The 443-nt window shown below is 68.8% G+C and carries 1 pseudogene; it reads left to right on the forward strand.

Annotated features, from left to right (window positions below):
- Positions 1 to 211, forward strand: a pseudogene (locus IH13_RS37985) (type II restriction endonuclease subunit M); the annotation flags it as partial.
- Between the last annotated feature and the right edge of the window lie 232 nt (positions 212 to 443).

Here is a 443-nt window from a genome sequence, read left to right on the forward strand (position 1 = left end):
GGCCAGCAGCTACGCCTCGACCGCGACCCGGCTCGACGCCCGCCGCCTCCAGCTGCCCCGGCTGCCGCTGGCCGAACAGCGCTGCTACGGCGAGCGGTTCCGGGAGCTGGCCGCGTTCGAGGACGCCCTGCGCACGGCCGGCCGGCTCGGCGGGCAGCTGGTCCAGGGCATGTACGACGGGCTCACGGACGGGACCGTCGAGCCGAACTGAGGGCCGCGCACCCGAAGCGACGGGGTGCGCAACGGTTGTGCGCAACGGCGGGCCGGTTGTCCGCGTGGGTGTATACCCTCACAGCACACGTCCGGTCCCACGTCCCAGGAGCAGCACATGCACGGCTACGGCTGATGTGTATAAGAGACAGGACGTGGTTGCGCGTGCTCTTCGTGGTACTGACCCTGATGAGCTGCGGGTTCCTCTCCCTGTCTCTTATACACATCTCTGA

The organism is Streptomyces sp. NRRL WC-3549, from assembly GCF_000721935.1.
Classification (GTDB): domain Bacteria; phylum Actinomycetota; class Actinomycetes; order Streptomycetales; family Streptomycetaceae; genus Streptomyces.